16 protein-coding genes are annotated in these 23,485 nt (G+C 37.8%); 5 read left to right on the top strand and 11 right to left on the bottom strand.

All coding sequences use genetic code 11. From position 1 onward, the window contains the following. Positions 1–20: 20 nt before the first annotated feature. Entirely contained in the window at positions 21–1,205 is a 1,185-nt protein-coding gene (locus C8P64_RS14900) for a Pycsar system effector family protein (RefSeq protein WP_108172866.1), read from the top strand. On the opposite strand, the gene C8P64_RS14895 is transcribed toward C8P64_RS14900, so the two are convergent. Then, positions 1,197–3,563, bottom strand: a complete 2,367-nt coding sequence (locus C8P64_RS14895; RefSeq protein ID WP_108172865.1) for a GAF domain-containing protein — start codon at positions 3,561–3,563, stop codon at positions 1,197–1,199. The two genes, C8P64_RS14900 and C8P64_RS14895, sit on opposite strands and share 9 nt — an antisense overlap. Positions 3,564–3,700: 137 nt before the next feature. Here C8P64_RS14895 and C8P64_RS14890 point away from each other — a divergent pair, with 137 nt between their 5' ends. Further along, positions 3,701–4,822 carry a TlpA disulfide reductase family protein gene (locus tag C8P64_RS14890; RefSeq protein WP_108172864.1) on the top strand — a complete coding sequence of 374 codons (1,122 nt, stop codon included), beginning with the start codon at positions 3,701–3,703 and terminating at the stop codon, positions 4,820–4,822. 46 nt (positions 4,823–4,868) lie between these two features. Here the strand turns inward: C8P64_RS14890 and C8P64_RS14885 are convergent, their stop codons facing one another. Both C8P64_RS14885 and C8P64_RS14880 read right to left on the bottom strand, forming a co-directional pair. Continuing rightward, the gene (locus C8P64_RS14885) at positions 4,869–5,555 is read right to left on the bottom strand and encodes an SIMPL domain-containing protein (protein ID WP_108172863.1); all 687 of its coding nucleotides are present in this window, start codon (positions 5,553–5,555) and stop codon (positions 4,869–4,871) included. A gap of 47 nt (positions 5,556–5,602) precedes the next feature. Further along, entirely contained in the window at positions 5,603–6,250 is a 648-nt protein-coding gene (locus tag C8P64_RS14880) for a rhomboid family intramembrane serine protease (RefSeq protein ID WP_108172862.1), read from the bottom strand. 52 nt (positions 6,251–6,302) lie between these two features. On the opposite strand from C8P64_RS14880, the gene C8P64_RS14875 reads away from it, so the two are divergent. Continuing rightward, positions 6,303–7,208, top strand: coding sequence for a lysophospholipid acyltransferase family protein (locus C8P64_RS14875; protein WP_108172861.1), 906 nt, complete (start codon positions 6,303–6,305; stop codon positions 7,206–7,208). Here C8P64_RS14875 and glmM read toward each other — a convergent pair. Further along, a complete protein-coding gene (glmM, locus tag C8P64_RS14870; protein WP_108172860.1) occupies positions 7,205–8,590 on the bottom strand; it encodes a phosphoglucosamine mutase in 1,386 nt (461 codons plus the stop codon). The two genes, C8P64_RS14875 and glmM, sit on opposite strands and share 4 nt — an antisense overlap. 142 nt (positions 8,591–8,732) lie before the next feature. Here glmM and C8P64_RS14865 point away from each other — a divergent pair, with 142 nt between their 5' ends. Beyond that, positions 8,733–9,326, top strand: coding sequence for an acyl carrier protein phosphodiesterase (locus tag C8P64_RS14865; RefSeq protein WP_108172859.1), 594 nt, complete (start codon positions 8,733–8,735; stop codon positions 9,324–9,326). Between the two features lie 50 nt (positions 9,327–9,376). Here C8P64_RS14865 and C8P64_RS14860 read toward each other — a convergent pair whose 3' ends face one another. The 7 genes from C8P64_RS14860 to C8P64_RS14830 form a co-directional block, all read right to left on the bottom strand. After that, positions 9,377–10,474, bottom strand: coding sequence for a M12 family metallopeptidase (locus C8P64_RS14860; protein ID WP_108172858.1), 1,098 nt, complete (start codon positions 10,472–10,474; stop codon positions 9,377–9,379). A 235-nt stretch (positions 10,475–10,709) separates the two neighbouring features. Further along, positions 10,710–11,759 carry a M12 family metallopeptidase gene (locus tag C8P64_RS14855; protein WP_108172857.1) on the bottom strand — a complete coding sequence of 350 codons (1,050 nt, stop codon included), beginning with the start codon at positions 11,757–11,759 and terminating at the stop codon, positions 10,710–10,712. A 444-nt stretch (positions 11,760–12,203) separates the two neighbouring features. Further along, positions 12,204–14,195: a thrombospondin type 3 repeat-containing protein gene (locus tag C8P64_RS16765; protein ID WP_108172856.1), complete on the bottom strand. Its 1,992-nt coding sequence runs from the start codon at positions 14,193–14,195 to the stop codon at positions 12,204–12,206. 83 nt (positions 14,196–14,278) lie between these two features. Continuing rightward, positions 14,279–15,304 (bottom strand): hypothetical protein, encoded by a 1,026-nt coding sequence (locus tag C8P64_RS14845; protein WP_108172855.1) that lies wholly within the window; start codon positions 15,302–15,304, stop codon positions 14,279–14,281. A gap of 102 nt (positions 15,305–15,406) precedes the next feature. Continuing rightward, on the bottom strand, positions 15,407–17,380 hold the full coding sequence (locus C8P64_RS14840) for a thrombospondin type 3 repeat-containing protein (protein WP_108172854.1): 1,974 nt from the start codon (positions 17,378–17,380) through the stop codon (positions 15,407–15,409). Between the two features lie 74 nt (positions 17,381–17,454). Continuing rightward, positions 17,455–18,852, bottom strand: coding sequence for a hypothetical protein (locus C8P64_RS14835; RefSeq protein WP_108172853.1), 1,398 nt, complete (start codon positions 18,850–18,852; stop codon positions 17,455–17,457). A gap of 405 nt (positions 18,853–19,257) precedes the next feature. Beyond that, positions 19,258–20,265, bottom strand: a complete 1,008-nt coding sequence (locus tag C8P64_RS14830; protein ID WP_108172852.1) for a LuxR C-terminal-related transcriptional regulator — start codon at positions 20,263–20,265, stop codon at positions 19,258–19,260. 387 nt (positions 20,266–20,652) lie between these two features. On the opposite strand from C8P64_RS14830, the gene uvrA reads away from it, so the two are divergent. After that, positions 20,653–23,484, top strand: a complete 2,832-nt coding sequence (gene uvrA, locus C8P64_RS14825) for an excinuclease ABC subunit UvrA (protein WP_108172851.1) — start codon at positions 20,653–20,655, stop codon at positions 23,482–23,484. Position 23,485: the final 1 nt, after the last annotated feature.

Here is a 23,485-nt window from a genome sequence, read left to right as displayed (position 1 = left end):
TACATTTAAGAACTTCATGTATGAATAATCTCATAGAGAAAGCTGATAAATTTGTTGAAGAATTATTTAAAGAAAAACTGCCAAACACCTTTATATATCATAACTACCAGCATACGCAGCGTGTGGTTAAAAGTACTAAAGAATTAATCGATAATTCTGAAATTAATGTTAAAGAGGAAGAGGCGCTAATGCTAGCGGCATGGCTTCATGACACCGGTTATATCCATACATACAAGGGTCATGAAAAGAAAAGTGCCGAGATCGCAGAGGCTTTTTTGAAAGACAATAATGCCACTCAGGAATTGATCGATAAGGTTAAGAAATACATTCTTGCCACCAATTTCTCTAATATTCCTGAGTGTTTAGGTGAAAAGATCATACGTGATGCCGACTCTTCTCACTTTGGAAAAGAATATTTTGAAGAAACCAGCGAATTTCTGAGACAGGAGCTAGAACTTCATAACATCAAGCATTTCACCAATGCAGAATGGCTTGAGGAAAATATCCTTGTATTTACTGAAAAACACCAGTATTATACAGACTACGCCATAGAAAAGTGGAAGCCCAAGAAAGATGAAAATCTGCTTGAACTTATTGAAAGTAAGAACAAGCAGCAAAAGAAGCTTAAGAAAGAGGAGCATAAAGCCCGGATGAAGGCGAAATATAAAAATGAGAATCCCGAAAGGAGTATTCAAACTCTTTACCGAACTACTTTAAGGAACCATATAAAACTTAGTGATATTGCCGATACCAAGGCGAACATTCTTCTTTCGGTTAACGCTATTATCATCTCGCTTGCCATCGCAGATATGATCCCGAAACTTGAGGCAGCTTCCAACAAACACCTTCTGGTTCCTACTTTGATATTGATCCTTTTTAGTGTAGCATCAATCATTCTTTCGATTATGTCTACCAGACCCAATGTGACCAGTGGAGAATTTACCAGGGAACAGGTTAAGAAAAGAGAAGTAAATCTGCTCTTTTTCGGTAACTACCATAAAATGCCATTCGACCAGTTTAAATGGGCGATGGGCGAATTAATAAAGGATAAGGATTATGTTTATGAGATGCTTACACTGGACTTACACCTGCTGGGTAAAGTGCTACATAGAAAGTATCTGCTTCTAAGATTGACTTATACGGTATTTATGTCTGGGATAATTATTTCGGTCTTGGCTTACATCCTATCGTTTTATCTAATGTAATTCTTCCATTAGATCATCATAATTAATGACTTTTTCAGGATGATCGCTATCTGGAGTATATAGAATATTTACCCGGATAGCTTTTAATCCTACTACTCCCTGTACATCCTCAAGTTCGAGTAATTCAACTTCGTCTCCAAAGTAACTTTTGGCCTGAAGGTATTTAATATACTGAAGATACTCTCTCTCGTCGCTGCCCTGAGAATAAACGATGGTCATTTTACCTTTTTGGGTAACTCGCTCCTCGGTACCTTTTACATAAGCCTTGTCGATTCGCTTTTTAATGATCTCATACCTGGCGTTATATGTTCCATCTACATCAAATTTCTTTTCATCCATTCTATACCGAATAGACATGGTGCTATTGTAAACCAGGATCAGTGATGCTGCTTCAAGCTTGATTGGAGTACTTTCCTGCAACTGATAAAAACGGTTTTCCATTTCACACATAGTGCTCAATTGCCATAACCTCAGATTAAATAGATAAACCTTATTGAATGGCCTTTTATTAGCCATGGAAGCACCTATATACATATTATGGTCTACCCCGTCTGTCTTATACCTTTCAAAATAATGCGGGTAGATCTCCTGAGCCTGTACCTGTTTTTTATCGATGTAGCGAGACATGGTACGGTTTATCTGCTGAACTGTATCATCGTATTTTTTTCTGTGGTTATACACCAGACCGGTTTCTGGATTTAGCATTTTGGAATAGTCATCTACAAGGTTTTTGATCTCATCTGACTGTTTTTTCAAATGACTCATTAAAGGATTCACTTCCTTCTGTAACAGGTTGAACACCTTTTGTTCACTGCTTGCATTCAGTGTATCCAGCAACTCTTCTCTAAAATCTGAGATCCTGTATTTAACCTGGTCATAAATTGGTAATTCTTCAATTTGATAAGCCTTTTCAATAATATCGAGAATGATATCTAATTGATCCAGAAGATCCTTCTTAATGGCATTATTACGAGCTTCAGAAGATGCCACGATGTCTATCTGTCCATATAAAGGGAACACATCCTTAAAGGTGATATCTTTAAAAGAAGCTAGACCGTCCTTTTCCAGATCCCTGATAAATTTTTTAGCCTCTTTTTCAAAAACCCATAGTACACTTGGATGTATCGAAGTACATTCACTCTGTATAACAGCCTTTACCCTATTTTCAAAATCATTCCTGTTTCTTTCTACCGTTGTGACTATATAAGGTAATATGTCATCAAGTTTGATCGCATTGATACTATTGAGTTCATTCTTTCTTTGAGAAACCAATTCCAGAACTCCGAGCAATTTGCCATTTTTGGCAATCGGGGCTAAAAGACAGCTTTTTACATTGTTCTTCTTAAGATTCTTGGCAAGTAAATTCCTGTTCTCCTTTATGTAATCATCTACATTGGATATAGTGAAATAGGCATTTTCATCAATCAGCTTTTGAAATCCTCGCTCGCATATTCCAGTTTCACAGTCGTTCACTAATTTCTGATCCAGGATAAAACTTGTAGCTTCATTGGCATCCATCCTCTCAAAAACCATATCCCTACGATTAAATACCGTGAAACCTACACGCAGATCTGGAATCTTATAAATAGACCTGAAGATTTCCTGAAGTTTCTGTAGCTCCTCCGTCTCATTTACCTCCTCGAATAACAAAGTTGTTTTTAGCTCAGAGATCGCATCATCGATAGTAACATCTGTTAGGTTTACAATGGTAAACCCTTTAAAAACATAACTATTTGGAGGTATCTTTTCTTTCCATAACTTAAGGTCATCTACATTTTGCAGCAACTGATCCACATCTTTCTGGGTAATCTCTGGTGCAGAATCTTTTTTGATGATCTCAACAAAATCAGCATTCATTGCTACCCTGTAATGCCTGCGGATCCCATTTTCATCTGGAATATCGTAATAAAGCGGCCTGGAAATATCCATGGTATAGCCATAACAATGCTTTAAGATCTGGATACAGGCATATAGATAAATAAGTTCATCATCTGTATTTCTGAAAGAAAGATGAAAATCATCACCCGCCTTCTTTAAGATCTGGGTTAGCCTTTTTGATTTATTGAAAAGAATATCATGGAAAGGCACTGAAGCAGCCTTGATCTCATTATTGGTTAGAATGCTCGGGAACAGGTCGTCCAGCAAAATTTTAATAGGCTCCTTATATTTTTCAAGGAGATCCAGATCTTGAAAACCCTCTGAAAGTTCAGGATAGTCTGCGATATACTCAAGCATATCCTCCATATAATTTTTGGATATACTGCTTTCGATCTCTTTAACTTCCTCCTGATATTGCTCGATCACCTTATGAAAGCTGATCTGTATCTCTAAAGGAAATTCTTTTAATTGCTGCGTCATAACCTGATAATTTAAGGTAAAATTAAAAGTTACGGAAGCCCCGGAAAGACTACTGCAACAGAATTAACAATAATTTATAAAATATGAACTACTATGATACCTTAGTTCTTTATTTTTGTGAAAAATAATATAACAAAATGAGAAAAATAGCATTATTAATTTTTGGTTTCGCATTGATTTTAACGGGGTGCCAGGAAGATAAAGGCTACTACCTGAGCGGGACTATCGATGGAGTTGAAGACGGTAAAAAGGTTTATATCTCTGAAAGGGATGAATCAACTAACAGTCTTAAGCCAGTGGATACCGCGACTATAAAAAATGGAAAATTCGAGATTGACCTGGAAGACCAGGAGCAACCTGGTATTAGTTTTCTTCGAATCGAAGGGATTAACGGGAACATCGTATTTATCACGGAGAATCAGGAGATCAAATTCGATATAAATAAAGATACCATTAGAAATACCGTAGTAACCGGCGGTAAGGAGAATAAGGCTCTGGCCGAATATCTTGATCATTTACAGGAATTAAATGACAAAATGATGGAGATGCAACAGGAAATGCGCCAGGCTGCAAGAGATAAAGACGGAGAAAAACTAAACAGCTTAAGAGAAGCACAGGCTGAGTTAAGAGATAACTCCAAGAATTACAAGGAAGAACTTTTCAATCGTAACAAAGACTCTTATGTTTCAGTCATGTTATTGATGGATATGCTAAATATGAGATCTCATTCTTCTCCAGAAGTTAGAGATATGTATACAGAAGTTTCAGATAGATTAAAAGAAACTCCTTTAGCTAAAACCCTGGAAGAAACTCTTGAGAATAATATGGCCGCAGAAGTTGGTAGTAAAGCACCTTCTTTCACTGCTCCTACTCCAGATGGAGACGAATTATCTTTAGAAGATAATCTTGGAAAAGTAACGGTAGTGGATTTCTGGGCAGCATGGTGTAAGCCTTGTAGAGTGGAAAATCCAAACCTGGTAAGAACCTACAACAAATACAAGGACCAGGGATTGAATATCATTAGTGTTTCCCTGGACAGACCTGGCCAGAAAGATAGATGGTTACAAGCGATTGAGGAAGATAACCTGGAGCAATGGCAACATGTGTCAAACCTTAAGTTCTGGAACGAACCTATAGCTAAGAAATACAGGGTAAGCGCGATCCCGGCTACATTTATTCTTGATGAGAACGGAGTTATTGTTGCAAAAAACCTTCGAGGCGAAGCTCTTTCTAATAAGATCGGGGAATTACTTCAGTAATTTTGATGATCGTATTTAATAAAAAAAGCGCCGTTTGGCGCTTTTTTTATTTCAGTTCAAATCCAATATTTACTTTGATCTTGATCTCCAGCTCTCCGGGGGCAATAGATTGTTCACCTCCTTTTGCAGCACTCATCTCTACAGCTGCATCCATTCTATAAACTGGTTGAAAACTATTGTAATCCATTTCACTAATAGATAAGGCTTTTCCAATTTCCTGTCCCAGTGGTTCCGCCAGTTCATTAGCCCTGCTTTGAGCATCTAGAACCGCTAATTTTCTGGCTTCCTTCTCATATTTCTCCAATTCTGAAGATCTAAACTGGATACCATCAATTCGGTTCAATCCATTTTCAAGAAGTCCTTTCATGATCTTCTCATAGCTTTTTATATCATGTAGAGTAATAGAAATGGCCTGATTTGCTACAAAGCTGTATGTTTTATCATTATAATCATAGCGCTTATTAAGATTCATATAATCTGTTTGAATATCCTTGTCTTCCAAGCCCTGTGATTTCAAATAACTAATAACCTTATCTACTACCGCATCATTCTGTTTTTTCACCTCGGCCGCAGATTCACCTTCATGTTCTATTCTGGATTTTATTAGAACTTCATCTGGCTCAACTTTTACTATGCCCTCCCCCGTTACATTAACTACAGGTTTTTCCATGTTTTGCTGCGCTACTAATGGCAAAGCAGCAAAGAGAGCGATAAAGAATATCATTTTTTTCATATAAATAGTTTTTAGTTTCACTGAACCTAACCAAGAAGAATACCAAACTAGATTCGGCCGGTCCTTTGAAGTAAAAATAATACCACGATCGGGATCGCCAGAAGCACGACCATGAGAAGATGTGTTTCAAAAACCCAGGGTGCGAAAAGCATCGTGATTAGGTAACCGCCGGTAGCACCCCCAAAATGTGCGTCGTGACCAATATTGTCTGTTCTACGCTTCATACCGTAAATGGTATATAGCAGGTAACCAATCCCAAAAACGTAGGCCGGTACGGGAATTACAAAAAACAACCCAAGAGTCATATCTGGCTGTAATAAGATCGCGGAGTATAACACTCCCATTACAGCTCCACTAGCTCCTACGGCCGTATAATTATAGTCGTCTTTGTGAAAAAAATAAGAAAGCAGGTTCCCCAGTAACAAGCTTCCCAGGTAAATTATAATAAAGGCGATTGCACCTAAATTGTAGATAAGTACATTGGCGAAAAAGTAAAGGGTCAGCATATTCACAAATAGATGGCCAGTATCTACGTGTAAAAATCCAGAAGTGAAGATCTGAAATTTAGATCCCTGCTTTATATCTGAAATATTGAATTTGTATTTATTGAAAAAAGATTGATCACTAAAACCTTTAAATGAAACCAGAACGTTCACGGCAATCACAACGAGCGTTGCAAGGCTTAATTCTCCCATATTTGCTTAAGTTTAGTTTCAAATATACCATATATTTGCCGAAAGTTTTTTTATGCAAGGATTAGTTTTCTGGTTGGTCTACCCTATCCTATGGCTTGTTTCCATTCTGCCTTTCCGGTTATTTTATATGTTCTCTGATGCGGTCTTTTTTCTTGTATATCATATTATTGGATATCGGAGAAAAACAGTACGCCAAAACCTGGAGCTGGTTTTTCCTGAAAAATCTGAGAAGGAAATAAAGAGAATTCAGAAGGAATTCTACAGTCATATGTGTGATATGTTCCTGGAGATGATCAAAAGTATCTCGATCTCTGAAAAGGAAATTGAAAAGCGCTTCACCTTTACTAATGTGGAATACCTTCGAAAATTAGAAAGCCTGGATAAGAGTCTTGTGATAATGCTGGGGCATTATGCCAGTTATGAATGGATAAATGCTTTGCAACTATATGGCCTGAAGTATAGGACCTATGGCGTATACAAGCCAATAAAGAATAAGCGCTTTGATGCTCTGGTAAAGAAAATAAGGGGAAGATTTGGGGGTACCTTAATTTCAACCCGTGAAACGACGGAAGTTATAAGATATAACCAGGAAAATGGAATTCTTGGAAATTATGCCATGATCGCCGACCAGTCACCTAAACTTAGTCGGGCCAAACATTGGCTGCACTTTATGGGGATAAGAGTTCCCGTATTTGAAGGTTCAGACAGACTTGCCCGAAAACTGGATATGGCGGTAGTTTATCTACATGTTGAGAAAGTTGGCCGTGGATATTACGAAGCAACCCTTAAGCCGATTACAGAAAATGCTCCGGCTGAACCTGAGCATGCGATTACTAAAAAGTTTATTGAATATCTGGAAGAACAGATCTATAAGAAACCGGAATATTATTTATGGACCCATAAACGATGGAAACATCGCAATGAGCCCATTCCTAAAAATGCTGAAATTATAGATTAGGAAATTATATCCTGTATCTCCTTAATCATTTTTTGAGCAAGATCATCTGCCTCCTGCTGCGATTTCGCTTCGGTATAAATTCTAATGATCGGTTCTGTATTTGATTTTCTTAGATGAACCCAATTTTCAGGAAAATCGATCTTCACTCCATCAACCGTTGAAATTTCCTCCTGAGCATGTCTTTTTTCAACCGACTTTAAAATTCCATCTACATCAAGATCCGGTGTTAATTCGATCTTATTTTTACTCATGAAATAAGAAGGATATTCCTTTCTAATTTCAGAGACTTTTTTACCGTTTTCAGCTAAATAGGTAAGAAAAAGAGCCGAACCAACAAGACTATCCCTTCCATAATGGGCTTCAGGATAGATAATTCCTCCATTCCCTTCACCTCCTATGATGGCATCATTATCCTTCATAAGCTGTACTACGTTTACTTCTCCTACCGCACTAGCTGAATAAGTCCCATTGTGCTTTTCGGTAATATCGCGTAGCGCTCTCGAAGACGATAAATTACTTACCGTATTTCCAGGAGTTTTAGAAAGCACATAATCTGCACAGGCTACAAGGGTATATTCCTCCCCAAACATTTCGCCATTTTCATCGATAAAGGCCAGCCTGTCTACATCTGGATCTACAACAATCCCAAAATCTGCTTTTTCTTTCTTTACTAATTCGCAGATATCTGTTAAATGCTCTTTTAAAGGTTCCGGGTTGTGTGGAAAATGACCATTTGGCTCACAATAAAGTTCAATCACTTCAACTCCCATACGCTTAAGTAAAGCCGGGATCGCAATACCACCTGTAGAATTCACTGCATCTACCGCTACTTTTAAATTGGCTTTGGCCACTTTATCTGCATCAACCAGCTTCAGTTTTAAGACCTCATCAATATGTTTTTCAATATAACCTTCAATTACTGAAATTTTACCTAGTTCATCTACTTCAGAAAAATTAAATCCTTCTTTTTCTGCGATCTCCAGAATACTTGCTCCTGCTGCACCATCTAAAAATTCACCTTTACTGTTCAATAGTTTAAGGGCATTCCATTGTTTAGGATTATGACTTGCCGTTAAGATTATTCCCCCATCTGCCTTTTCCAAAGGAACCGCCACCTCTACCGTTGGAGTGGTAGACAATCCAAGATCTATAACATCGATCCCAAGACCTGAAAGCGTATTCATAGTAATTTCCTGTATCATTTTTCCAGAAATTCTGGCATCCCTACCAACTACCACCTTCAGTTTTTTCTTATCTGAATGTTCTTTAAGCCAGGTACCATATGCCGCAGCAAACTTTACAGTATCTACGGGAGTTAAATTCTCTCCTGTTTTTCCTCCAATTGTTCCTCTTATTCCGGAAATAGATTTTATTAACGTCATTCGTCTATTTAATATTTATACAATGTTTTGATCTGTAAAATGTAGGGATTTCAAGATTTCACAAATATACATGGCTAGCCTCCTACTCTCCAAAACTTAACAAAAATTAACCCTCCAAAAGTTTAATTTGTATCTTCCCAAAATGAATTTTCTGGCACATATTTATCTCTCTGGTGATAATGATCAAATTAGGATCGGAAATTTTATGGCAGACTCTATAAAAGGAAAAAAATACCTAAAATATCCTGAAGATCTGCAGAAAGGGATTGTTCTGCACAGGGCTATCGATTACTACACAGATACACATCCTGTTTTCAGACAAAGTACACAGAGACTGTTTTCAAATTACAGCCATTATAGCGGTATTATAGTAGACATTTTTTACGATCATTTTCTGGCTGCTAATTGGGAAAATTATTCTGAAGTGCCCTTAGAAAAATACACTCTAGATTTTTACAAATTACTAAACGAGAATTTTGAAGTGTTACCGGGAAGGGTTAAAAATTTTCTGCCTTATATGATCAATGACAACTGGCTATTGAGTTATGCGAGTATAGATGGAATAGAAAAAGTTCTTTCAGGAATGAATAGAAGAACGGGAAGAAAATCTAACATGAACGAAGGCACCAGAGAATTGAAAAAATATTATCCTGAATTTAAAGCTGAATTCGAAAACTTTTTTGAGGACATCATTCTGTTTTCAGAAGAAAAACTGAATGAATTAAATACGAAATAAAAAGACCGGCACTTGCCGGTCTTTAAGTTTATTGGATTAGATGAAATCTGTTATTTTACAAATCTCCATCTACCATCAATTAATTCTACTTCTTTAAGGTTTTTTCCTTTTTCTACCCACCAGGTATCATCCTTCCTTAGAACCATCACACCTTCAATTACATACCATTCACCATTAACATATTCTGGTTCAGGATTAGTTGGTTCCGGCTCGGTTGGTTCTGGCTCCGGCTCTGGCTCTGTTGGAGTGGGTTCTGTTACTGCTCCAGGATAAATTACTCCAATACCTTCAATATCTCCAGAAGATAGCCCGGATCTTTGTGCGGAATAAGTTGAACCGTCCTTTTTAGTGATGGTAGGCAAACCATTTGCTGAAAAAGAATATGAACTATAAAGCATTATAGATCCAAGATCAAGGCCAGCAGTATATTCCGCTCCATCCCAGCCAGCTTGTTCATAGGTATAGAAATTATGTTCTCTTCCAGACATAATATTTTCAAATAGAACGGTAATGGTTACATCACGATCTGCACGGCTTTGCTCATGCCATAAACCAACAGCGTGACCAATTTCGTGAATAGTATTCCCTGTGGAACATCCGTCTGCCAGAGTGATTGGTTGTCTTCCTCCAACCATACCTACGTAGGATGAACATCCACCACCTGGAGTGAAATACACATAGTTGGATTCTGAAGTTCTCTTAACGAATTTTACCGCGGTATTAGATTCCCAGTGGTTAATGGCATCTGTTACCCTTTGTTGATTCGGCAATGCTGGATCGATGTCATAAATAACAGTATTGTCTGGCCAGAAGAATTTTGTGCGGCCAACACTTTTATTTACAGAATTAATATCAGCATCTGCTTCCAGAACTAAATCTACCGGACTTTTGGAAATGTTATTTTCAGACAGAAAAATATCTCCCTGGTATACGTATTTTCCATTAAGTTCTTCTACGGCAAGTTTTTTACCGGCAAAGTAAATATCTGAAACTACACCTTCCTCACCTGGAAATGCAACTTCAGTGAAATCATCTTTAAAAAAGGATTGAGATTCATTTTCAGAATCAATAGATCCTGAAACTTCATCTTCACTACAGGCCAGCAGACCTAATAATGGAATTGCTAAAAGGTACTTTACATTTTTCATAAGTAAGTTTTAAAGTTGAACATGGCAGATGTAAATAGATCGGGGCTAATTATCACTGCAAATTAAAGCTATTCATTTATCGATAATAAAGGTATTTCATCGGTTAAGCGAAAAAACCTAAATCAGCATTGTTAAAATTTTAACTGTGTATATATTCCACAACTACTGTGGTATTAACATTTTATTTACACATAAAAAAGGCTCGATAAATAAATATCGAGCCTTTTCATAAATGTTATTCAAATACGTAGTACCAAGTTCCACTTCTCAGTTCAACTTCTCTCCAACCTCTGGAAGAGTAATAGTACCATCTATCCCAGTTTCTAAGAACTCTAAGCCCTTCTATAGTGTAATATTCACCGTTAATGTACTCACCACCAGTTCCACCACCATTAGCTGAATACATTGAGTTTGCTCCTTGGATATCTCCATTAGATAATGAACTTCTTTGAGCGCTATAAAGTGAACCATCTTTTCTAGTAATTGTAGGCTCTCCGTTGCTAGAGAAAGAGTAAGGACTATACATCATAATAGAACCAAAATCAAGACTTGTAGTGAAATCTTTTCCGTCATAACCAGCTTCCACATAAGTTTCAAAATTGTACTCTCTACCACTCTGAATGTTATTCCAGTGAATTGTTACATGATTGTCTCTATCTGCACGACTTTGTTCGTGCCATAGACCAACGGCGTGACCAATTTCATGGATCGTGTTACCTGTAGAACAAGCTGAGGCCAAGGTTATATTCTGCTTTCCACCAACCATTCCAACGTAAGAAGAACAACCTGAACCTGGAGTGAAATAAATATAATTTGACTGTCCGGAACGTTTTACGAATTCCAGGTTTGTATTCGCTTCCCAATGACTTATCGCGTCATAAACTCGATCTTTGTCCGGTAAACTACCATCAATTTCATAATATACCGTGTTATCTGTCCAGTAAGCAGAGGTTCGCCCAACACTTTTATTTTCAGGAGCCTTTTCACCTTTTTCATATACCAGTTTTACTGGACTTTTTGAGGCCTTCCCTCTGGGAATAATAATATCACCTTGATAAATATACTTGCCATCAATATTTTCGACAGGCATTTTCATACCGGTATAATAGATATCTGTAACTGCACCTTTAGAATCTGGATATGCTATTTCTACAAGGGGATCTTTTGCATTTGAGCTTTCGATTTGGTTTTCGCTTTCAACTTGAACTTCTTCCGATATAGGGTCATCGCTACATGCCATTATTGATAGAACAGGTAGCCAGAAGAATAATTTCAATTTTCTCATAAGTAGGTCTTTTGTTTTTTGTATTAAAATTGTTTTAGTTTTTCTGATTCGGTCAGTGATTTACAAAGTCTGTTCCAAAAATTTTAACTAAACATTGAGTTAAAATTTTAACAATCAATTTCTTACATATTTCATAATCTTATGACTTAACTCAAGATTTGGGTTATTGAGCATTGCCTGATTTTGAAATTAAAAGAACTGCTGGAACCCGTATATTTTATAATACTTGAAGCAGTTTTATCAGATTTAAAAGAACGCAAATCACTAACTGACAGATTTAAACATAAAACTTTTTCGATATTTCCCAGCTATTTTTTAATCAAATAAAAAAAGCTGTCCGGAAAGATCCGGACAGCTCCACACATTCCACAATGGAATGAGTATTTAACCCGCAAAATTAGTCACCCCCCGGTCAAATAATTCAGTCGGGTTAATTTTTTAAATTTAGTTGGGCTCACAAATATTGGCCGCAACTCTCACATAGATAGGATATGTGAAGGATCCTTCTACTACATTATTATCATCATCTTGGTCTGAACAAGAGATAACTCCACCAGATGAATCTGTTACCTGAATATTATATTGAGGAACAGTAGCAGTACCTGTATCGAAGTTATACTCAAGACCATTACCGGTCAAAGTAATTCCAAAGGTACCTGCAGCCACAATCTCACCCTCCTCTAATAAAGGAACACCTGTATCAAGAGTAATTTCCAAAAATGAGTCTCCTTCGCCATTTAATGTAGCTCTAAAGCAATTGGCTCCAGGTTCAGATATGGTCCACTCGCAATCACTTCCCGCTTCATCTTCGCAACCATCACCATCCTCATCAACAACGGGAACTTCGAAATCACAATCGTCCTGATCATTAGGAACTCCATCATTATCTATATCTGGATCACAAACATCTCCAATTCCGTCTTGATCAAAATCGGCCTGATCTGCGTTAGCAACACTAGGACAGTTGTCATCGTCATCACAAATACCATCCCCATCGGTATCACCTCCACTGTTTGCACATTCGTCAACACAATTGTCATTAGGATCATCTGGACATGGATCTGAGCCATTATCGACTCCATCTCCATCCCGGTCTTCATCACATGCATCTCCAATATTGTCACCATCTAGATCTGCCTGATCTGGATTTGCAGTATTAGGACAATTATCATCATCGTCACAAACACCATCGCTGTCTGAATCTCCACCACGATCTGCACAGTCATCTACACAGTCATCGTTTGGATCATCTGGGCAAGGATCAGAATCATTATCGATTCCATCTCCATCCCGATCTTCATCACACACGTCTCCAATATCATCACCATCTAAATCTGCCTGATCTTGATTTGAAACTTGTGGACAATTATCTTCACCATTAGGGATTCCGTCATTATCGCAGTCTGCGTCAGGATCGTTAAGATCACATTCCACAGGGCCATCATCATCTGCGCAGTTAAAGAAAATATGATAGTATTCTGTAGTTTCATCATTTCCATCCTCGTCAAACAGCATTTGGATCATATCCCAGGAAATGGTTTTTGTAATTACAGATTCATCATCATCTTCTGCAGTATAGTAACCTGGCCAGTCTGATAATGTTGCTTCGAATACAAGGTAAGGTACATCTGAAGCTAAGTCACCAGGTCCTGGAATAGTAACACAAAGTGGGTCTGCCCAATAAGTGCCATCATCCATTCCTGTTTCAGGACTTAAACTGCTATAGATCATATCTCCTTTTCCATCTTCTCTGTTTCCATCATATTCATATAATGCAAACGTATAATCTGCAGTATAATGTCTTCCCGCATCTGTACAATAGTTTGCAAATACACAGAATTCATATAAAGGAACAGGATTAATATCGAAGAATTGATATCCGTAAAGATTAACATCGCGGTCATCAAAACAAATCACATCTACATTGACATAATTCTTTGATCCTGCTCTTAAAGAAAATGTATTTGAAAGTGGATCTGAAACGAACTGAGCGTATTCACTACCTTCTTTTGGTGCTACCCAAATAGGCATACCTGGTGCTCCATCTACATCATTCCAAACCACAAAATCGGTTAAAGTAACAGATACCGTAGTTTCTCCTGAAGGGATTGGGATTTCCAGTTCATCATCATATGCAGTGAAAAGCCCCTGGTCATCTTGTAAAATTTCTACTACTACCGAAACTTCGGTATTAGCTTCCCCATAGGTTAGTGTGATCTGGGCGTATGCCGGATCGTCTGTAGAACATTCCGGAATGTCCTGTTCTTGTTGTCGATTAAACTGACTTCCAAGATCTGCCAGAACAGGCCCAAAATAAATACTCGCTGCATTATCTGCCACATCTCTATTAACTGTTGCTGTTTCATCTTTAGAACAAGAGGTAACTAACAAAGCAATGAGGGCAAAAAATGCCATATATTTTTGTAATAATCTCATAATTTTTGGTTTTGGATTAATTGGTAAATAGTCTTAGAAAAGAATCTAACCCGGGATTTCCGGGTTAGATCTTATGACTATTACTATAGAGGAACAGCGGGAACAAAACCACTTGGACCATCTTCTTCATCACAATTGAAGAAGATATGCCAGTAATTGGTGGTTTCGTCATCACCATCTCTATCCAATAGAGATTCTATAACATCCCAGGTAAGAAGAGTAGTAATTACCATCTCATCTCCTTCTGCAATGTAGTATCCAGGCCAGTCGGTTACAGTAGCTTCAAATACCAAATAAGGTACATCTGAATCTAAGTCACCTGGTCCAGGTACAGCTACACAAAGTGGATCTGCCCAGTAAGTTCCATCATCATTTCCAGTAGTAGGAGTAAGATTTGAATAAATCATATCTCCTTTTCCATCTTCTCTGTTACCATCATACTCATATAAAGAGAATGTATAGTTAGCAGTATAGTGTCTTCCGGCATCGCTACAGTAGTTAGCGAAAATACAGAACTCATAAAGTGGAACTGGTGTAATGTCGAAGAATTGATATCCATAAAGATTTACTTCACGATCATCAAAACAAATAACATCTACGTTCACGTAATTTTTAGATCCTGCTCTAAGAGAGAAAGTATTTTCTAAAGGATCATCCACGAACATATCGTATTCGCTACCATCTTTAGGTGCAACCCAGATTACTTCTCCAGGAGCTCCACCATCGTCACTCCATACTACGAAGTCTGTTAAGGTTACAGATACTGAAGTTTCTCCACTTGGGATTGGGATTTCAAGATCATCACTATATTCTGTAAACAGTCCCTGATCATCAGAAAGAATTCTCACGATTGTAACTACCTCTGTATCATCATCTCCATATACTATCCTTATTTGAGCAAAGGCAGGTGGCAGGTCTGAACACTCCGGAGTATCATCTGGAGTAATCTGTTGTCTGTTTAAATCCATAGATTGCAATACTGGCCCAAGGCTTAGGCTTGCAACATTATCTCCAATTGAATCCTGAGGTGCGACCTCGTCTTTACTACAAGAAGTTAGAAGTAAAGAGCACACGGCGACTAGCGCCAAATAAAATTTAAATTTTTTCATTGTAAAAAGTTTTAGTTAATATTTAGAATGGTTCATATATCTCTTTTCAAGAGGATATAAAAGTTTAAACCGGCTGGCTTAGCAGCCGGTTATTATATTTAATTAATCATCTATACCACAAGTAACGGCGTGTACTATGATCCAGAAATCACCATCTGAATTGTTGAAATCAAAAGTGTATTCTGTTACATCTGCACTTACTTCTCCATTTCTGTTGTATTGTCCTGGAGCCTTAGCAACGTTACCTGAAGGTTGAGCTTCAGAAAGGTTTACATGAAGCTCGTCAAATGAATAGCCACTGAAGATATCTATGTCCAGTTCTACATCACCATCACCATTTAAGGTTATGGTTGCATCACCAACATGAGTACCTTTAGAAGTATCATTTTGTCCAGCACCTGCCCAAATTTTAAAGGTTTGAGGGTTACCATCATCGTCATCGAAAAATTCAGCCCAACCCCATCTGTTTACATTACTAAAAGAGTTGATTGGAGTATCTCCGAACATAAAAGCAGTTTCACATGCTCCCTCACCATCAGGATCTTCACAATCATCTGGAATTCCATTACCATCCTCATCTACATTGTCATCTCCATCTTCACAAACATCACAAATATCAGCAACGCCATCTCCATCTGAGTCTTCTCCAACGCAAGGATCATCTGGACAACCGAAATTATCTGGGTTACCAAATTCATCAACACATTCGTCACAGGCATCACCTACTCCATCTCCATCTGTATCTTCCTGGTCTGGGTTAGCAACTTGAGGACAATTGTCACAAGCATCTGGCACACCATCTCCGTCTGTATCTATAGTATCATCTCCATCTTCACAAACATCACAAACATCATTGATACCATCTCCGTCAGTGTCTGGTCCCTGAATACATGGATCATCTGGGCAACCAAAGAAGTCTGGTGATCCGAATTCATCAACACATTCATCACACGCATCTCCTACTCCATCACCATCTGAATCTGCCTGATCTGCATTTTCTGCTAGAGGACAGTTATCACAAACATCATTTACACCGTCTCCATCTGTATCTGGTCCTTCTTCACAAGGATCTCCTCCACAATTGAAGAACAGGTGGATATAATCTACCGTAGAATCATTTCCATCTTTGTCCAGGTAAGCCTTAACCTCATTCCAGGTAAGATATCCTGAAAGGGTAAGGTTTGGTGCTTCTCCATAATAATCATCCCAGTCTTCCAGAGTAACTTCCCAGTATAAATAAGGAACATCACCATTATCATCATCTCCTTTTGGAATTGCTACACAAAGTGGATCTGCATAGAATGTTTCACCATCCAGACCGGTCATTGGCATTTTATCGCTATATAACGCAGTATAAAGACCTGCATCTGTAATAGGATCACCTTCTTCTTCATCACCAGAGTATGCATATAGGTCCAGGCTGTAATTCGCAACATAGTCACGACCACCCGGAGTTATACAATAGTTTGCGAAAATGCATAATTCAGAAAGTGGAACCGGATTAATATCAAAGAATAGGTATCCGTAAAGGTTTACATCTCTGTCATCAAAACATATTACGTCTACATTCACATAATTCTTTGATCCTGCTCTTAAACTAAAAGTATTAGAGAGTGGATCTGATACGAATTTCGCGTATTCACTTCCTTCTTTAGGAGCTACCCAAATAGGCATTCCAGGCGCACCATCTACCTCATTCCAAACAACAAAATCTGTAAGTGTTACAGAAACGCTTGTTTCTCCTGAAGGGATTGGAATTTCTAGCTCATCATCGTATGCAGTAAAAAGTCCCTGATCATCCTGTAAGATCTCAACGACTACGGAAACCTCTGTATTAGACTCTCCATAAGTCAATGTGATCTGAGCATAAGCCGGATCATCGGTTGAGCATTCAGGAATATCCTGTTCCTGTTGTCTGTTTTGATTTGATAAATCCTGTAAAACTGGCCCAAGATATAGGCTTGCTACATCATTGGATATTTCACCATTTCCCTGAACAGTTTCATCCTTGGTACAGGAAGAAAATAGTAACAGAAACATGGCAAAAAAGGCCAAATAACTTTTAATTGTTTTCATATTAAATATTTAAGAATGGTTAATTATTATTAAAAATCCCAAACCCTTGGAAGGGTTCGGGATCTTGATCTTTTTTAATATTCCTCGAATTCACCGCAGGCAACTGGTTCAGTCGCTACGTATTCTCCGTTTACATCCTTACCGTGAATAACCACAGTTCTATCTTCTAGATCCTGTAAAAAGAATCCTGGAATGGTTTCGGCATAATTAAGGAATGACACATTATTGAAAAGCTGAGCTACCGGGAATCCTCCTTCATTATAATCTAGCGAAACTGCTACTGGCCCGTAGTCTCCACAAGAAGCATTCTCATGAATATGCTGTGGATGCATTTCTCCTACTTTAAGACCAAAGACAGAAGTCACAGCCTGAAGCACAGATCCTTCTAATGATAGGTAAGCAAAACCTGCCACTTCATCTGAATCATCAAGATACTTGATACAGGCTTTATATCTTTTGGTTTCTGGCTGTCCAAATGGAGGTGGCACACCATCATCACAACCGTATTGGAAATGGTAATAATCTAAAGTACCATCTTCCCCAAAGAATAACTTGATCTCTGTTACGGTTATTGGTCCTTCAGCAAATACGATGTCTGGACCGTTGTAACCAGGGGTATCAGATAATAAGGTGATCTCTACATAATATTCTTCTTCATTATCATCTACATCAAGCCTGTCTGGCAAGAAGAAACATAATGGATCTGAATAGGCATCTCCACCTTCTCCTTCAACTACATTTTGTAAACCTGTATATATAGGATCTCCTTTTTGTCCATCATTACTTTCCCATACATTCACACTATAAGAAGCTACAAAGTGTCTTCCTTCTGGAGTACAGTAGTTTCCGAAAATACAAAACTTGATTAACGGGATTGGAGTAATGGTAAAGAATTGATAACCATAAAGATTTACATCACGGTCATCATAACAGATAACATCTACATTTATGTAATTCTTAGATCCAGCGCGCAGGTCGAAGGTGAAATTCTCTCCAACTGGCTGGTCTACAAAATCTGCATATTCGCTGCCTTCAATAGGTGCAACCCAGATAACTTCTCCCGGGCTTCCTCCATCATTGGTCCAAACAACAAATTGTGTTAAGGTTACTGAAACAGTAGTCTCTCCGGCAGGAATTGGAAGTTCCAATTCTTCAGAATATGCAGTGAATAATCCCTGATCATCTTCAAGAATAGGAATAATAATATTCTCCTTTACGGTGTCATCTGGTCCATAAATAATGGATAACTGAGCAAAACCAGGAGCTTCATCTGAACAGTCTGGAATATCCTGTCCCTCTTGTTGTCTAATCGCCGCTCTGGTCTCAGGAGAATTTAAAATTGGTCCTAGTTGCAATATAGCGGTTTCAGATGATGCCGGACCGTCATTAGTGCCGGGCTCATCTTTACTACATCCAGCGAGCACCAATGTAAAAATCGCGCATACCGCCAGAAAACTTTTAATGTTTTTCATAATGATAAAGTTTTGGTTAATAAATATTTAGAATGGTTAATAAACTATGTCACTACCCTATTCGACTGGAAGTCAAAAAGGATCTTAGGATCAACAACAAAGATTCGGGGAAGGCTAGATTTGGTGGGAGTAATTTATTTTTTCATTTAAGTTCGTATTGGTTAATAATATTTAGAATGGTTAATAAATATACATACAGTTATTCCCTATAAGGAAATAGTATAACAGGTCAATAAACTTTTGTGATTTGGGGGGTTTGTAAGGATAACTTCAGATAAAAGATTTAAGGTTATCACCTTTTATCAGAATCAAAGTAAATGTATGAAACAAGTCTTAGTATCATCATGGGGGAAAACCCGTATAATATTCCAATAAATCCCTAATTAACAAATAATTGGGTTTTACCTAGGATTTAGGGAGATCCACCAGGTTATGGTTAATGGCATAGATAATACTCTCCAGTATAGTTTCAGAATTGGTTCTTTTTATAATATTAGATCTATGTTTTTCGATGGTTTTAGGTGAAATGAATAAAGCATCTGATATCTCCTTGGTTTTATAACCTTTACATAAAAGAGAGATGATCTCCTTCTCCCGTTTAGTGAAACTGAATTCGGCTAGCTCACTATTCTCCTTAAAACATTTCTCCACCTGATCTGCATGACTTCCAATGCTTTCGTCCATAACGTGCTCTTCACCAGAAAAATCTATCATCATGATAAATTGATCTGTAATATTCCTGCTCAATTTGGAAAAGCTGATCTTGGCATTCCTAAGCTTATCGTCATTAATAAGTAGAGAAGTAGTAGTTACCGCTTTCATATGTTTACCTCTGGCAAAATTTCTAAGACTGGTTTTCACTTTAGCCTTATTCTCGATATTGACGAAATCTGTCAATTTAAGTCCATCGGTGTTCTCCAGCCTGAAGGTCTTCTTGAAAGAATCGTTCATGGCGATAATATTATTCTGCTGCAATAGAACGATTGGTTGGGACATGAGATTAAAGAGCCCCATAAAGCAATCATGCCAGTAATTAAAACTCTTTGATTTGTTGTTCTTAAGAATTTTTGACGCTATTTGGTCTACCGTCATCTTTTCTGGCACGTATTCGTCTATAATAGACTTATATCTTTTACTTAGGCTAGCTTTTTCTTTGTCTTTAAGCTGCACCATTAAAAAACTCTTAGTAAGGAAATGGGTGGATTTAAAATTCTTTAAATTCCTGAAATCTGAAGCTTTAGTATAAGATATCTTATCAAAGAATATAATATCCGGTAAAAGATTGAGTGCGATATTATAAGCTACATGTATAGATTTCTCTGAAGTGACCTCATAGCTTACACTTAACTCTTCGATCAATTTTTCTACAAATTCCTGATTCCTGCTAACAATTAAAAGTTGTTTTTTTTCCATCTTCCAACGACATTAAAACCTAATTAATATTCTTTTTTAAAAATACAGGGCATGCGTAATGGACATAAAGTTATGTCTCTGGCATTCGTAGGAAATAGATATGGGTAAGTGTTTCTCGGAGTTTCAAATATAGGTGATTTCCCCCATTAGTGAGAAAAAAAACAAGTAATATTATCCTGACATTCAATAAGTTAAAAGAGAGCCAAATGGTTCATTTTAAGACTTTAAAACCTTCAGGAACTTTTGCTCTTTGCAACTTATTTCATCCTTTCTTATAATAGAATTAAAGCTTCTTGCAAAAAATTACATCAACCTTAACATCAGTAGATTGCCAATAGCTTTTTATATATAATTACAATAAGTAACTTTGCCACCTTGAAAAAATTTATGGCAAAAACTGAAGATAGAATTGAAGTACTGGGTGCCCGAGTCCATAATCTGAAAAATATAGATGTCAACATCCCCCGGGAGAAACTAGTGGTGATTACCGGCCTTTCGGGTTCCGGAAAATCCTCTCTGGCATTCGACACTATTTATGCCGAAGGACAAAGGCGTTATATTGAAACATTCTCTGCCTATGCCCGGCAATTCCTGGGAAGCCTGGAAAGACCAGACGTAGATAAGATCGATGGATTATCCCCTGTAATTGCTATAGAACAAAAAACTACCAGTAAAAACCCAAGAAGTACGGTTGGGACCATCACCGAGATCTATGACTTTTTGCGTTTACTTTTCGCCAGAGCCGGGGAAGCTTATAGCTACAACACTGGTGAAAAGATGGTTAGCTATACAGATTCCCAGATCAAGGAATTGATCCTCGAGAATTTTAACGGAAAAAAAGTAAGCATCCTGGCCCCAGTGGTAAGAAGCAGGAAAGGTCACTACAGGGAATTATTTGAGCAAATTGCCAAGCAAGGCTTTATAAAAGTTCGTACAGACGAAGAGGTGGTAGATATCGAAAAGGGAATGAAGCTGGATCGATATAAAACCCATGATATTGAGATTGTAATTGATCGGCTTAAAATTGAAGAAAAACCAGATTCAGATAAACGTCTAACCGAGAGCATCAAAACGGCAATGTATCATGGAGATGATACGCTAATGATCCTGGAACAGGATACTGGTAATATCAGGTATTTCAGCAGAAACCTGATGTGTCCAACCACCGGGATAAGTTATCCTAATCCAGAGCCGAACAGTTTCTCCTTTAACTCACCAAAAGGTGCCTGCCCTAACTGTAATGGTATTGGTAGCCTTTACCAGGTTAATATCGATAAAATAATTCCAGACACTTCTTTGTCTATTAAAAACGGTGGACTGGCTCCGCATGGACCACAAAAAAAGAACTGGGTATTTTCTCAATTGGAATTGATCGCCGAAAGGTTCGATTTCAAACTAACAGATCCTATTAAGAAAATTCCACAGGAAGCTCTCGATATGATCCTGCATGGAGGAAAGGAAAAGTTTTCCCGTGAATCCAAAGCTTTAGGAATAACCCGGGATTACAAGATAGACTTTGAAGGTGTAGCTAATTTCATAGAAACCACCTATAGAAATAATGATTCCTCATCATTAAGGCGCTGGTCTAAAGAATATATGGACAAGGTAATTTGTCCCGAATGTGAAGGTTCCAGACTTAAAAAGGAGGCTTTATATTTTAAGATCTACAACAAGAATATTTCAGAACTCTCTCATCTCGATATTACAGATCTTTTCGAATGGTTTAAGGATATTGAGAAAAACCTTTCAGAAAAACAACTGCAGATCGCAGAAGAAGTTATTAAGGAGATCAGGACCAGGCTTCAGTTTCTACTGGATGTTGGTTTAACTTATCTTAACCTAAACCGTAGTTCAAAATCTCTTTCTGGTGGTGAAGCACAAAGAATCAGGCTTGCTACCCAGATTGGTTCACAATTGGTGGGTGTACTTTACATTCTTGACGAACCAAGTATTGGTCTACATCAAAGAGACAACGAGAAACTTATCAATTCACTGGAATCTCTGCGTGATATAGGGAATACGGTGATCGTTGTAGAGCACGATAAAGATATGATCGAGCGGGCAGATCACGTAATAGATATTGGCCCTCGCGCGGGAAAACATGGAGGAGAGATCATTAGTGAAGGCACTCCTGCTGAACTTATGGAACATGACACTTTAACCGCCGATTATCTAAGCGGAAAAAGAGAGATCGAGATCCCTAAGGAACGTCGAAAAGGAAATGGCAAGAAAATAGAACTGAAGGGAGCTACCGGTAATAACCTTAAAAAGGTAAATATCAGTATTCCGTTAGGAAAGATGATCGCGGTGACCGGAGTTTCAGGAAGTGGAAAATCTACCCTGATCAATGAGACCCTCTACCCTATCATGAATGCGCATTATTTTAATGGTGTAAAAAAACCAAAACCCTATAAGAGTATAAAGGGATTGGACCATATAGATAAGGTAATAGACATTAACCAAAGCCCGATTGGGAGAACACCCAGATCTAATCCCGCAACTTACACCGGTGTATTTTCAGAAATAAGAAATCTTTTTGCAAAAACTCCGGAGGCCCTTATAAGAGGTTACAAACCGGGAAGATTCAGTTTCAACGTAAAAGGAGGTAGATGCGAAACCTGCAAAGGTGGTGGATTGAGGGTCATAGAAATGAACTTCCTGCCAGATGTTTATGTAGAATGTGAGACCTGCCAGGGAAAAAGGTTTAATCGTGAAACCCTGGAAATACGATATAAAGGAAAGTCTATTGCAGATATCCTGGAAATGACCATTGATGAAGCCACTCCTTTCTTCGAAAACATTCCTAAAATTTATAGAAAATTAAAAACAATTCAGGATGTTGGTCTAGGATATATCAGTCTGGGTCAGCAATCTACAACCTTATCTGGTGGAGAGGCTCAAAGAATTAAACTGGCTACAGAACTTTCCAAGCGTGATACCGGAAATACTTTCTATATATTAGACGAGCCAACAACGGGACTTCACTTCGAAGATATCAGGGTTTTAATGGAAGTTTTAAATACACTTACCAATAAAGGAAACACTGTTTTAATAATTGAACATAATATGGATGTTATTAAAATGGCAGACTATATTATAGACATTGGTTACGAAGGTGGAAAAGGTGGTGGTGAAGTTGTGGCAACGGGAACTCCCGAGGAGATTATTAAGAATACAAAAAGTTATACTGCGAAATTCCTTAAGAAGGAATTACACTAAT

Origin of the sequence: Christiangramia gaetbulicola (genome assembly GCF_003054225.1) — a bacterium.
GTDB classification, from domain to species: domain Bacteria; phylum Bacteroidota; class Bacteroidia; order Flavobacteriales; family Flavobacteriaceae; genus Christiangramia; species Christiangramia gaetbulicola.
This window is presented reverse-complemented; position numbering and strand designations above follow the sequence as displayed.